Source organism: Hydrogenophaga sp. (assembly GCF_965657535.1).
In the GTDB taxonomy this organism is placed as follows: domain Bacteria; phylum Pseudomonadota; class Gammaproteobacteria; order Burkholderiales; family Burkholderiaceae_C; genus Hydrogenophaga.
The window spans coordinates 1-13,388 of record NZ_CBFHOP010000006.1; the positions used below are offsets into that span (position 1 = coordinate 1).

Below are 13,388 nucleotides of genomic sequence, written 5' to 3' on the forward strand. Positions count from 1 at the left end.
CGTCATGGCGAGCGAAGCGCGGCAATCCATCCCCGGCCCCGGCCCCGGCCCCGCTCCCACGCCCAGCCACACCGCCCCCAACCACAATGCGGCTCGGGTACAGGTTGTCATGCAGCGCCTTGCCCTCGCGCAAAAACTCGGGTGAAAACAGCAGCCGCGTGCAGCCCAGTTCCCGCTTCATGCGCTCGGTAAACCCCACCGGCACCGTGCTTTTCACCACCATCACCGCCTGGGGGTTAATGGCCATCACATCCGCCATCACCGACTCCACCGAGCGCGTGTTGAAAAAGTTCGTCTGCGCGTCGTAGTCGGTGGGCGTGGCAATCACCACAAAGTCCGCCCCGGCATAGGCGTCCACCTTGTCCAGCGTGGCGCGCAGGTTCAGCGGCTTGTGCGCCAGGTAGTGCTCTATGTCGGCGTCTTCAATGGGCGAGCGCTTGCCGTTCAGCAGCGTCACCTTGGCCGCGTCAATGTCCAGCGCCACCACCTCGTGGTGCTGGGCCAGCAACACGGCATTGGAAAGGCCCACGTAGCCGGTGCCGGCAATTGCAATTTTTGTCATCTTCGTTGTGGTGTGGTGGGTTGGCGTCAAGTGGCCTCTTTGGCGGCTTCGTTCACGCGCCCATACCGGTCTTCAAACCGCACAATGTCGTCCTCCCCCAAATAAGAGCCCGACTGAACTTCAATCAGTTCCAGCGGAATCTTGCCGGGGTTTTCCAGGGCATGGATCTGGCCCACAGGAATGTAGGTGGACTGGTTTTCGCTCAGCAAATAGGTTTTGTCACCGTTGGTGATCTGCGCCGTGCCGCTCACCACAATCCAGTGTTCGGCCCGGTGGTGGTGCATTTGCACCGAAAGCTTGGCCCCCGGTTTTACGGTGATGCGCTTCACCTGGTAGCGCTTGCCGTTGTCAATGCTGTCGTAAACACCCCATGGGCGGTACACCTCCCGGTGGTTGTGGTGTTCGGTGCGGCCCTGCGCCTTGAGCTGGTCCACCACCTTTTTCACGTCTTGCACCCGGCTTTTGTGGGCCACCAGCACCGCGTCTTTGGTTTCCACCACCACCAGGTCTTGCACACCCACCGTGGCCACCAGGCGGTTGCTCGCGTTCACATACAAGCCGGTGCTGTCTTGCGCCATCACATCGCCATGCAGCACATTGCCCGCAGTGTCTTTGGTGCTCACGTCCCACAGCGCAGACCAGGAACCCACGTCGCTCCAGCCCGCGTCCAGCGGCACCACCACCGCGTCGGCGGTTTTCTCCATCACCGCGTAGTCAATCGAGTCGGCCGGGCAGGCCTCAAAGGCGGCTTTGTTTACCCGCACGAAGGTCAGGTCTTCGGTGGCTGCGTCCATGGCGGCGCGGCAGGCGCGCAGCATGTCGGGGGCAAATTTTTCCAACTCTTGCAGGTAGCGGCTGGCTTTAAAAACGAACATGCCGCTGTTCCAAAGGTGGCGCCCGCTGGCCAGGTAGGTTTGTGCCGTGGCGGCGTCTGGCTTTTCTACAAAGCGGCTCACCACATAGCCACCGCCGCAGGGCTCGCCCTGCTCAATGTAGCCATAGCCCGTTTCAGCGTATTGCGGCACCACCCCACAAGCCACCAGCTTGCCCGCCTGCGCCAGCGGCAGCGCCGCCTGAACGCAGCGGTGAAACGCCGGAACATCCTCAATCAAATGGTCAGCCGCCAGTACCAACAGCACAGCGTCTTGCCCCGCTGCAGCGCCGCGCGTGGCTTGCAGCGCCGCCAGTGCAATGGCTGGTGCCGTGTTGCGGCCTGCGGGCTCCAGCAAAATCTTGCAGTCGTCATGGCCCATGGCGCGCAACTGCTCAGCCGCCAAAAAGCGGTGTTCTTCGTTGCATATCAACACCGGCGCGGCTGCACCCAGCCCAGCCAGGCGCTGCACCGTGGCCTGCAACATGGTTTGGCCGCCAGGTGCCAGTGGCAAAAACTGTTTGGGGTATTGCACCCGCGAGAGCGGCCACAGCCGCGAACCGTTGCCACCGGCCATGATGATGGGCAAAACTTGCATATGCTGTAAATTTTAATTCAGTTGTTTCGCAGAGTTGGAGAAGTATTTAGTTAATCTGGAGTGTTTAGTTGAGATGTTTGGATTTGTTACATCGCCCGAATAAGCAGTAGGGTGGGTGGCTAATAGGTGAACCATGAATACGGTGATTGTCAAGTATGTTGTCTTTTAGTCAGGCATTGTTGCATGGAGAATTTTGAGGTCATATGGTTACTGGCTTTGCATTGGCATGATTAATGTCATTGGGAATAAAATGTTGAAGTGACTATGCTATTTCATGCATGCTTAGCGAAGGGGTGTAAACAACTTTTAACTCAGGGATATCCAAAATTGCTGATATTAAAGTGTCTGCATCATGGTGCAGGTGGGAATCTGGCGTTTGTTTCGTGGATTGAATGGTTTTGATTCCGTGTGCAGTAAGATAATTGAAGAAGCTGGAAGAGCGGTCAGTGCCAACTGCTTCTGAGTTTATTTGACTTAATTCAAGCAACCCTCCTGACTTATTAAGTTCGTGAGGCGTCAAGTCATAGTCAAAATCAGCCCGAGAATTGATAAATAATATGTCTTTTGCCCTGTGCGCAATTCCGCCCTTGATGAAATGGGCTGACGTAATGGAGTCAGCAGTTTTCGAAGAATGAGCGATATATCTACAGGTAGCCAACCAGTTTGCCGATGGGATTGCTTGCATGGAAGCAATCACAAGCGCGCTGTCTTCGGATTGTGGGTTTTGTTTTATTAAGTCCATTATGTATTTAGTTGCTTCCGAACTTGTGTAGTTTTTCTTGCCAATTGGATTATAAATGGAGTTGGGCTGTGCGTCACTTGTGCTGGCTATTAGATTGATGTGAATTATAGTCGTTTCCGTGCCTTGGGTGGTATTCATCCATGATCGGTAGATTAATTCTGTCTCATGGTGACTTGTGTCTTTGTTGCTAATAAGAATGATTGTGAGATTTTTTAACGATGGAGCCAATGCGGCTTGTCGTTCAAGATTAACGCGTTTAGTCAGCTTAACTTTTTCGATTGACTGCTTGAGTTTGGTGGCGTTTAAATTGTAATCTTCGGTGCGAGTAATTTGATTATCAGACGCATCGAGATTATATGTTGCCAGTATCGCTGGTACAAATTGTGTATTTGCGTTTTGTATGTATCGAACGATCAATTCCCAGTCCACTAATCGTCTCATATCCTCTCGGAAGCCACCATTTTTTTGATAGAGCTCACGTGTGTGCATGAATACATTTAAATCGATATAGTTTTTATTTTCGATCAAGTTTGTATTCAGGTGTCCTAGGCGGACTGCGACTGTCTCTGTGGTTGTGCCATTTGGAGAGATAACTGAATATTTCTGAGTGATTCTATCTCCGCAATATGCGCAAGCTAACTCCCCACTATTTAGAAGACTATTGGTCATGATCAGTAAAAAATCACTATCCCAAGAGTTGTCTGAGTCAAGATACGAAATGAAAGTGCCTTTTGCGTGTCTTAGTGCTACATTCCGGGCAGCTGATACACCTTTATTTTTTTCCAAAATATGAATTTGTACTTTTTTAGAAATTTCTTTTTCTAAAATTATGCGCCGAATTACCGCTAACGAGTCATCTGAGCTGCCGTCATCGCAAATTACCAGTTCCCAGTTTGTGTAAGATTGCCTGCAAATGGAATTGATTGCATCTTCGACAATGTCTTGCCGGTTAAAAATAGGCATGATGATCGAAACCAACTCATCTTGCGGATTTTTAATGTAGGTATCTCTTAAAATCTCTTTGGTTGCTTCAATTTCAATTAATCCACGTTGTGATTGATTGTCCGTATGTACAAATGAAATTTCTCTTCGTGTGAATAGCCATTGATACAAACTATGGAGACTGGCATTCAATGGAACAAGTGGGAACTTCCTGAGGTCCATTTGAACCTTCTTTGAAAAAATTTGATCTTGGCAGCCTACCACCTTGAGGGTGAGGTGGTGCTCCGAGCCATCGCAGTACTTCAATGGGAGGGGAATGTTGAAGCCCGATCTTTCAGATTTAAAACCTGCGCTGACGAGATCTGGTCGTGAAATATTCGCAAATCCAGTTGCTATAAGCAAATTTTCACAATAAACAGCAATGTGTAAGGTTCTCTGTGGATTCGCCTGATCAAGGCACCACCCTTTCAGGAATCTGTCTTGTAATCCATCAATTCTTCCTTTGAAGATGGGTTCTTGAAAGTTTAGCTTATATGCTGAAAGTTGCGACTTCAGCGCAACTCCTTCGGCAAACGCTTGGATGGAGTGATGGCCTCCATCAATAAGCTCACTTGGTAAGGTGAATACGAATCCGGTACCGCCGGCCTCTTCTGATGGGCAGTAGGGTCGACACACATCATTTGTGGAAAACTGTGCAAACCCAATATTTACGTTGTCAACAAAAATTGAAACTTTCAATCGCTCGTCCGGGTGTGCCGAGTTTGTTACCCAACCTACAATGCGATTATCAGATTCCACTGAAAATGCGCCTTTGATTATAGAGTTAAATCTATCTGCCGGGATATCCGTGTTTCCTGCTATTGTCAGCAAGTTTTGCGGACCGACTACCCCATGGCAGCCGTCGTCAAGTGCCTTATTTGCTAGCTTTTTAAAAAAATCATAGTCTTTGGGACTTGCCTTTTGTATTCTCGCAAGCCAAGGCTGTACGAAGCTGTCATCTACTTCTTTGCGTGATTGCACCACATCAACGTACGAAAATCTTTTACGGAATAATACTGCGCCTCGAACAAAATAGTACATGTAATATTTTGTTGGCATGTTTCCAATTTGCGATCTCTTTTTGTGTAGAAGAACGCTTTTTGGATTAATTTGAATTTTCAGTTTTGCTCGGCTTGCACGGACACACCAATCTGTTTCCTCAAAGTAGAGGAAATATTGCTCTGGTATTAAGCCTGCACGAGAAAAAACATTGGTTTTACAAAAAATACTTGCGCCAGTTACGTAATCGACGTCGTAAGGCTTATTTGGAACGGAATCAATTGTTTTTCCTTGATACATGTGGCCTATCGTGCAGCGTGTGCCCAGCGTGATGTATCCACCCCCAAACCAGAGTGCATCAGGCCTATCATAATAGGTAATCAATGAACCCCAAATGTCTGTCTCAGGACATACTTCTGATCCTCTCAAAAGTTCATTCAGCGTATCAGCTTTTAGTACTGTGTCTGGATTTAGTATCCAGATGAATGGAATAGATTGTTCTTCGATGAATCTGATTCCAACATTATTTCCGGCTGCGTATCCTAGATTTTCTTCCGTTCGAATTATGATACAGTCGGAAAATCGATGCCGTAAACTTTCAATGGATTCTGATGGCGAGTGATTGTCTACTAATACTAAAGCTAAGTCAGACCTATTTAATTCTTTTATCGATCTGATTAACTCGGCTGCATCGTTGGTTGATTCGTAATTTAAAATCAGAATGGCTACAAGCGGACAGCTTGACTCTGTGCTTTTTGGTGCGTCTATTTCACATTTTGCTGTTTGTGAATCGATATTGAATGTTTTTTTATAATTAATTCGATTTTGATTGCTGCGTTGTGTGTTGCGTTGATCGCAGAAGAGCAAGTTGGCTGCCTTGTGCCAGTCGTATTTTTGGATTGTTTCCCATGCATTGGCTTGCATGGCTGATCGCGTTGCTTCGGTTGAGTTGCAAAAATTGACGATTGCAGTTGTCAATGCTTCTGTCGAATTTTTGCTATCGTATAATATGCCGTTTTCACCGGTTGTAACCAGATCTGCAATTGCCGCAACGTCGGGACCAATTACGGGGTTTCCAAACGACATCGCTAAATATACAGATCCTGAGGTTAGAATTGATTTGTAAGATAATACGGTCGCATCGGCTGCGTTGAAATAAATCTGTAAGTCTTCATCAGGTATTTCATTTGGAAAAATTGAAACGCCTGAGTGTGCGGCTGCAATAGCCGTGATGTTTTCGGCTTTGTACGGGTGTACGACCTTGCCGGCGATAATAAGCCGCGTATTGGGATTCTGTGCGTGGGCTGCGGAAAATGCAGTGAGTAGTGTTTCCAATCCTTTGTAGGGTCTTATCTGTCCAAGGCTGAGAAAGACAATCTCACTGTCCTCTATCTTCAATACCCTCCGTGCGGTCTCGCGGGTGTAAAAATTAGCATAGTAGTCTATGTAATTTCCATGGGGGATCACCACGATTTTGGATTGAGGTAATTTGAAATGTTGTTCAATTTCTTTGATTGCTGTTTTGCTATGGATATGAATGAGTTTGCAAAGATTGCAAATTCTTTGTCGCAGATCTAGTTCTATGTTTGGGTATTTGCTGTCATGCTCGATGAGATTGTGAATTGTCCAGACTAGCTCTCCGCCACGGCTAACAAAATACTCCAGTTTTTCTAAAAATTCATTGCATTGCGTTTGTGCGGATTCCTCTGTTGTTGCTCTAGCGAGTACATGAGTAATCCAATGTAAGTGAAAAATTGTTGTTGTATATGCCCCGGAGTTGAGATCGTTGATGGCGTCTGAAATTGATCCCGGTGAAATATTCGTATTTGTGCTTACACCTGAGTAAAGAAGCTTTTGGTAAGGGTTGGTTGAGGTGTAGTCAGGAAAAAAACGAACTTGGATGGTTTGATCTCGTGTACTTGATTTAGTTGATGGTACTTCTAGGATGGAGTTGTCATCGTTGGATAGCAATTTTAAACATCGTGCAATGGAGGTTTCGACTATTTTCTTGAAAAATGGTTGCTGTTCGCGAATGGTTAAGTATGCTTCCAGAGCTTCTTGCAGCTTATTTTCTCTAAATAAAGTATTCGCTTCTTTGATGGTGTAGTGTTTCATAGTCGGTGGGGCGTTCGCGTTTTAATTTGTTGATTTAATGATTTTTGATCGGCGGATTAACTTGTTTGGTGGTTTAGCATTTTTCTCACTCGAATGAGGCAAGCCCCTTTTTCAAATGCTTTTTCGGTAAAAGTGAAATCTAACTTCAACAAGCTTAAGTAGTCCAACCAAGCTTGCGTTATTTCCCTCTCGTCGCTCCGATCATAGTCATCTAGTACGAAATCTACTGTTCCTTTTTCAAGGTATTTGAATGTTACTGGAACTGCTGGATATCGTGCGTGTTTGCCGGTCGATCCTGGTGGTCCATCGATTACAACTAAGACATTCACTGAATTCTTTTGGTTTGTGTGAAATAGGTCTTCAATATGTTCTTGGCAGGAGTAGTAATCGTATTGCTTGCCGTTGGGGCCAGTATATGGCAGGAGCGGTGAGTATATTAAGTTAACAGCTCCCGCTAGGCCGGCACTTTCAAGTTGCCTCTTTGTTTGACTGTGATAAATTTCGAGATGTTCAAATGCAAATTGAATTGCACGTTGTTTCGATTTTTGTCTGTTGCAATTCACTTTTTCTAGCGCCATTGCAATTATTGAGGTGGATGTTCCTGATCCAAATTCGATAACAATATCATAGTCATTTGATTCGATTAGTTGGATTATGTAGGCTCCAAAATCAGGGCTGATTGGAAACCCATGCATTTCTCCTACATTTATTCTGTTTCCAAAATAACTTTGGATTCTCAGGAATGCCTCAATTTGTTTGCTTGAGTTCAGTAGTTCCGCCTTTAATTTTTGTTCAAAATCCTTTCTGATGTTAATGGTCGCCTCAATTTGATTCTTCATGTTTGAGGTTATTTCTTGCTTGAAGGTGGTGATTAGTTGGTTGTTGTCTTGAAGTTTTTGGCGTGTTATTTCAAATTGGCCTTCTAAGACGTTTTCTATTTTTTGGATTTGCTGCGGGCTGCGTTGATTTGCTGCTTCTATTGCTTCTAGTTTGAGCATTGCTTGTTCCGTAGCTTGTTTCAGAAGGAATTGCAGTTGGTTCAGTTGCTCTTGGCATTCGGTGGCCAGCTTGTCAGCGGCGGTGGCTGCGCTGGTGGCCGTGGCGGCTGCAGCGGCGGCGGCTTTGGCATTTTCGGCGTCTTGGGTGGCGGCCTGGGCTTGCTCGGTGGCTTGCTTTAGCTGGGTTTGCAGTTGGTCTAGCTGCTGCTGGCGTTCGGTGGCCATTTTGTCAGCGGCGGCTTTGGCTTGGGTGAGCTGCTGCACCTGGGCGGCGCGCTCTTCGGCTTGTTTGGCGGCTGCAGCGGTGGCAGCGGTGGCTGCGCTGGTGGCCGTGGCGGCTGCAGCGGCGGCGGCTTTGGCTTTTTCGGCGGCGGCTTGGGCTTGCTGCAGTTGTTCGCTGAGTTTGTTGTGTTGGGCTTCTAGCTGCTGGGCGGTGGCTTGGGCCTGGGCTTGGGTTTGGGCCAGGGTTTGGGCTTGGTGGGCCAGTTGCTGCTGTAGTTGCTGGGCCAGGGCGGCGGTGTCGCGCACAAAGAGGGCGTGGCCTATGGCGGGGTGGCGGCTGGTTTCTATGGCCAGGCAGCGAAAGCCCAGGGCTTGCAGGGCGGGGTGCAGGGCGTTGGCGCTGGCTGTCTGGGTGAGTTCGGTGTCGGCGTGGGTGTTGTTGCCGTCGTTGCTGCGGCCTGTGTCTTGGGTGTTGCTCAGCAGCACGCGCAGGGCAATCACGTCGAAGGCGGCGAGCTGCTGGGCGGCGCCCTGGATGATGGGGAGCGCGGGCAGGCAGTCGACCAGGAGCCAGTTGGCGGGGGGGGAGGTGTCTTGTTGCAGTTCGGCCAGGGCTATGGCTTGGCGGTTTTGTTTGTGGGTGGTTTTGAGGTTGGGCCACAGGCTGCGCAGGCTTTCGGGCTCTAGCAGGCCGCTTTCCGTGGCGTTGCTGGCTTGGTGGTAGGCCACGGTTTCGGTGTGGGGGCCCACCACTTGTTTGCGCAGGCGCCAGCCGTCTCGCGGGGGCACGCTGCGTTGCAGGTGTTCAAACTGGGTGTCGTCGGCTTCTACCAGGGTGGCGCTGGGCACGGCCAGGGTTTGCAGCAGTTGCACCCAGGGCCCGGTGCCGGCACCCGCGCCCACCAGCAGCACGCCGGTGGGGGGCATGAGCTGGCTGAGGTGTTGCAACCACGGGGTTATGGCTTGCTCGGGGGGCTTTTGAAGCGGTGCGTGGCTGGCCATGGTGGGGGTGTGGGGGGTGGGGGTGGACGTGGTGGGGGTGTTCATTGCGGCTGGCCGGTGTGGTCAGTACAAGGGTTGCAGCAATTGCTTGAGGGGTTGGGGTATGACTGCGTGCACGTCCAGCAGTTCTAGCAGGGCTGCAAAGTCCAGGTGGTCTAAAGACAGCACATCGGTGGTGCGGTTAAACAGGGGGGCCGAGCGGTCTTCCAGCAGCGCTGACATTTCGGCGTGCAGGGAACCGAGCACGATGAGCCCACCGGTAACTGGCGCAGCCTGAGAGGCCAGCTTGTCGACCTCTGCCTGGAGGTAGGAGCAAAAGTCGAACAGCTGGCGGCGGTGAAAGTACTGAAATTCGTCAATCGCGACCACGTAGCCCTGGCGCACCAACTGGCCAATGAGCTGCGCGAACTGCTGCAGGTGCGCCACGCGTTCGGTCAGGCCAAATGTTTGCAAGTAGTCGTTGCAGGCGGTAAGCACCCCTGCGGGGTCAGAGTCGGGGATTTGGATGTAGAGCGTCTTGGCGCGGCCAGCCTGGGACATGGCTTGCTGTATCAGCGAGGTTTTGCCAATGCGCCGGCGGCCCGCAATTTGCACAAAAAACCAGCGCTGGCGCTGCAGGATTGAGCGCAACTGTGCCAGTTCCTGTTGGCGCCCGTAGAACCCCCATGGCTGGTTTGAAATCATGGCAAAAAGTTAAAGTAATTTTTATTTCATTAGCCTGCGTAGCTGTTTAAGTCTATGCAGTGCAATGATTTTTTCCAAAAAGTAGAAGTGCCACGTGGCATGTTCGTTCGTTGGTGGGTGGGCTGGTGCATGCGTTTTTTGCGGTTGCAATGCTTCGCGTTGGGCTTAGCCGCGTTTGCGTTTGTTGAAGTCTTTGACTTCGCGGCGCAGGGCAAAGGGCATCTTGACCCAGCCAACGGGCGAGCGGGTGTGGGCCAGCAGGGTGGTGCCCAGGCGGTACGACAGGTGTTGTTTCACTTCGTCGGCCATTTGTTTGTCGTGCTCATTGCTGGGCGCTGGCGGCGGCAGGCTGGCTTGTGCGGCTTGGTCGCGGCGGTATTGGCGGGTGGTTTTAACCAGTGCCACGGGCATGCTCAGCCAGCCGGTGACCGAGCTTGAACGCTGAATGAGGGTGCTGCCCAGGCGGTAAGACAGTTGCTGGCGCACGCGGTCGGCGGGGTTGAGGGTTTCGGGGGTGATGGCGGTGGGGTCGGTGCCGGGTGGCAAGCCTTGCTGGGCCGCATGGAAGCGGCGCTCTTGCTCTTCCTGCGCTTGAAAGAGATGGGTCAGCAGGTGTTGGTTGACCGGGGACGGCGCAGGGGCGGCCTTGAGCGCTTGCAGTTCAGACTGCAGCTGGTTGATGAGTTGCTGGCGCTCGTTGTCTTGCTGCTCGGTTTGCAGCAGGGTTTGCAGTTTTTGGGCTTGGGCCTGGCCTTCGAGGTAATAGCGTTCCAGCTCTTCTTGCACCTGGTGCAGCTGGGCCAGCAGCAGTTCGTTCTCTTGCTCGAGCGCGGGGTCTGCAGCGGGCGCGGCGGCGGCTTGGGTTTGCAGGGCCAGCAGTTGGCTTTGCAGTTGGGCGGCTTGGGCTTGCGCCTGGCGTTCTTTTTCAGCCAGTTGTTGTTTGAGCTGTTCGGCTTGCTGCTGCTGGGCTTTGGCGAGCTGTTCTTTTTCGGTGAGTTGCTTTTTCAGCAGCTCGGCTTGCTGGCTGAGCTGGGTGGTTTTTTCGGTGGCTTGCTGCTGCAGGGTTTTGGCGAGCTGCTCTTTTTCGGCCAGATGTTTTTGCAGCAGCGCGGCTTGCTGGCTGAGCTGGGTGGCTTTTTCGGTGGCTTGCTGGGTTTGGGCGGCGAGCTGCTGGCGCAGTTGCTCTATGTGTTGCTGGCGTTCGGCGGCCAGTTTGTCGGTGTGCTGCAGGGCTTGCAGTTGCTGCGTTTGCGCCTGGTTGGCCAGGTAGTGGCGTTCCAGCTCTTCTTGCACCTGGTGCAGCTGGGTCAGCAGCAGCTCGTTTTCTTGTTCGCTGGCTTGTTTTTCAGCCTGGCTCATGCGGGCCTGGGCGGCGTGGTTTTGGGCTTGCTGCTCTTTTTCGGCCAGTTGCTTTTTCAGCAGCTCGGCTTGTTGGCTGAGCTGGGTGGCTTTTTCGGTGGCTTGTTGCTGCTGGGTTTTGGCGAGCTGCTCTTTTTCGGCCAGTTGCTTTTTCAGCAGCTCGGCTTGTTGGCTGAGCTGGGTGGTTTTTTCGGTGGCTTGTTGGGTTTGGGCGGCGAGCTGCTGGCGCAGTTGCTCTATGTGTTGCTGGCGTTCGGCGGCCAGTTTGTCGGTGTGCTGCAGGGCTTGCAGTTGCTGCGTTTGCGCCTGGTTGGCCAGGTAGTGGCGTTCCAGCTCTTCTTGCACTTGGTGCAGCTGGGTCAGCAGCAGCTCGTTTTCTTGTTCGCTGGCTTGTTTTTCAGCCTGGCTCATGCGGGCCTGGGCGGCGTGGTTTTGGGCTTGCTGCTCTTTTTCGGCCAGTTGTTTTTGCAGCAGCTCGGCTTGCTGGCTGAGCTCGGCGGCGCGCTGGCTGGCCTGGGCTTGCGCAGCGGCCAGGCGGGCTTGTTCTTGGGCGGCTTGCTGGGCTTGTTGCTGGCTTTGCTGGTGCTGGCGTTCCAGTTCTTCTTGCACCTGGTGCAGCTGGGTCAGCAGCAGTTGGTTTTCTTGCTGGGCGGTTTGTTGGGCCTGTTGCAGCGTCTGTTGTTGGTTTTGCAGCTCGGCCAGGCGTTGCTGGCTGGCTTGGGTTTGGCTGTGGTGCAGGTGGGTTTGTTCGTCTATGACGCGCTGGCGCTCTTGGGCGAGTTGTTCGGCCTGGGCTTGCGCCTGGCTGAGGCGTTCAACGAGTTGCTGCTTTTGCTGGGCCAGGGCTTCGGTGTGGCTCAGGCGTTGGTTCAGTTCGTTGATCTCGCCCATCTGGGCGTCGGCCAGGTGGGTTTGCTCTTGCAGGCGCTGCTGGTGGGCGGTCATGGCCAGCCAGGCGTCTAGCGCGGTGTGCGGGGTGACGATGACGTCGGCACCGCCAGCCAGGGGCAGGTTGGCCACGGCTTGCAGTTCTTCGTACAGCTGCAGGCTGCTGGGGTGCTGGCGCAAAAGGGCGTCGGCCACAAACAGGGCCAGGGCGTTTTGCGCCGGTGCAGGGCGGGCGCTTGGGGCGGCGGTGGGTGCGCTGTTGACCGTGGCCACGGCCTGGGTGGCGGTTGGGTGGGTGGGTGTTTCGTACCAGATGTCGTTGTTTTTGTTGCTGTGTTCGTCGTCGGCTTGGGCTGCGGTGGCTTCTTCGGTGGCGTCGCTGGCAGGTGTTGCGGGCGCTTCGGGGGCTGAAAGCTGTTCCATGCGCTCAGACCAGGGCGCGTTGATGCGGGCACGCACTTGCTGCAGGTAGCTGCTGGCCGACTCGCGCACCTGCTGGCTGTGCACCAGCAGGCAGCGCTGCGGGTTGCGGTGAAAGAAGTGCAGCAGGGCGGCGTTGTAGGCGGCCCAGTTGCGGGTGCGCTGGCTCAGGGTTTCTGGGCTGAGGCTGGCGGCGTCTTGGGTGCTGGCCTGGGTGAGCACGCTGTGGGGCCGGTCGTAAACCAGGATGAAGGTGATGGACGGGTCCAGGTCGCGCCAGTAGTTGAGCAGGTAGATGGACTGCGGGTCGGCCCAGCCCCAGAAGGGCTGTTCCAGGTTGCCCAGCATCAGGTCAAGCGCCATGCCGTGCCACACCGGGCCGGCTTCAATTTGCTGAATCTGGTCGTCGGTTTCGAGCTGGTTCAGCGGCGCGGCGCTGTGCACCTGGCACAGCGTGGTGCTGATCTGGCCAGGCATGTAGCCTTCGCGCCGAGAGGGCTGCGCCGTGGCCATGCCGCAGGCGTTGAGCAGTGTTTCAACTTCCTGGTAGCCCGACAGCGGATGACCAACGATGACGATCTTGTTCATGACTTCAAAGGGAAAAGGGCAGCCGATGGGTGGCCTGTTCGGTGCGCAACGTGCGCAAAAACGGGTGTGGGGTGGGCGTTGGCTTGCGTTGTTGGCTCGCCAGGATGGATTGCCGCGCTGCGCTCGCAATGACGGGCCGATGTGTGTGCTTTGGCTGGCGGGCTTGGCCGGGGGAAGGCAAATGCGGCGTCATGGCGAGGCGCGCGGCGGCGTGGCAATCCACGGTTTTCTGTTGCTGCGGCTGGGTGGCTTGGGTGAGGTGTGGGCGCGCCAGGGTGGATTGCCGCGCTGCGCTCGCCATGACGGGCCGATGTGTGTGCTTTGGCTGGCGGGCTTGGCCGGGGAAAGGCAAAGGCGCC

At 53.1% G+C, this 13,388-nt stretch carries 6 protein-coding genes and 1 pseudogene; 1 reads left to right on the forward strand and 6 read right to left on the reverse strand.

Annotated features, from left to right (window positions below; genetic code table 11):
- The 6 genes and pseudogenes from ACTG4K_RS11695 to ACTG4K_RS11720 form a co-directional block, all read right to left on the reverse strand.
- Window positions 1–562: pseudogene (locus ACTG4K_RS11695) on the reverse strand (hypothetical protein); the annotation flags it as partial.
- Window positions 563–588: 26 nt separating this feature from the next.
- Complete coding sequence (locus ACTG4K_RS11700) at window positions 589–2,031, reverse strand: mannose-1-phosphate guanylyltransferase/mannose-6-phosphate isomerase (RefSeq protein ID WP_439114389.1); 1,443 nt, start codon at window positions 2,029–2,031, stop codon at window positions 589–591.
- 262 nt (window positions 2,032–2,293) lie between these two features.
- Window positions 2,294–6,868: a glycosyltransferase gene (locus ACTG4K_RS11705; RefSeq protein WP_439114390.1), complete on the reverse strand. Its 4,575-nt coding sequence runs from the start codon at window positions 6,866–6,868 to the stop codon at window positions 2,294–2,296.
- A 56-nt stretch (window positions 6,869–6,924) separates the two neighbouring features.
- Window positions 6,925–9,090, reverse strand: a complete 2,166-nt coding sequence (locus tag ACTG4K_RS11710) for a hypothetical protein (protein WP_439114391.1) — start codon at window positions 9,088–9,090, stop codon at window positions 6,925–6,927.
- 63 nt (window positions 9,091–9,153) lie between these two features.
- Entirely contained in the window at window positions 9,154–9,774 is a 621-nt protein-coding gene (locus ACTG4K_RS11715; protein WP_439114392.1) for an AAA family ATPase, read from the reverse strand.
- Between the two features lie 165 nt (window positions 9,775–9,939).
- A complete protein-coding gene (locus ACTG4K_RS11720) occupies window positions 9,940–13,029 on the reverse strand; it encodes a hypothetical protein (RefSeq protein WP_439114393.1) in 3,090 nt (1,029 codons plus the stop codon).
- Between ACTG4K_RS11720 and ACTG4K_RS11725 the strand changes: the two genes are divergently transcribed.
- Window positions 13,013–13,388: hypothetical protein (locus tag ACTG4K_RS11725; protein WP_439114394.1), on the forward strand; the 376-nt coding region annotated here is incomplete at its 3' end. The genes ACTG4K_RS11720 and ACTG4K_RS11725 overlap by 17 nt on opposite strands.

Coding starts and splice junctions, on each gene's coding strand:
- ACTG4K_RS11715 (WP_439114392.1), bottom strand. CDS start 9,774: ATGATTTCAAACCAGCCATGGGGGTTCTACGGGCGCCAACAGGAACTG.
- ACTG4K_RS11710 (WP_439114391.1), bottom strand. CDS start 9,090: ATGGCCAGCCACGCACCGCTTCAAAAGCCCCCCGAGCAAGCCATAACC.
- ACTG4K_RS11720 (WP_439114393.1), bottom strand. CDS start 13,029: ATGAACAAGATCGTCATCGTTGGTCATCCGCTGTCGGGCTACCAGGAA.
- ACTG4K_RS11705 (WP_439114390.1), bottom strand. CDS start 6,868: ATGAAACACTACACCATCAAAGAAGCGAATACTTTATTTAGAGAAAAT.
- ACTG4K_RS11700 (WP_439114389.1), bottom strand. CDS start 2,031: ATGCAAGTTTTGCCCATCATCATGGCCGGTGGCAACGGTTCGCGGCTG.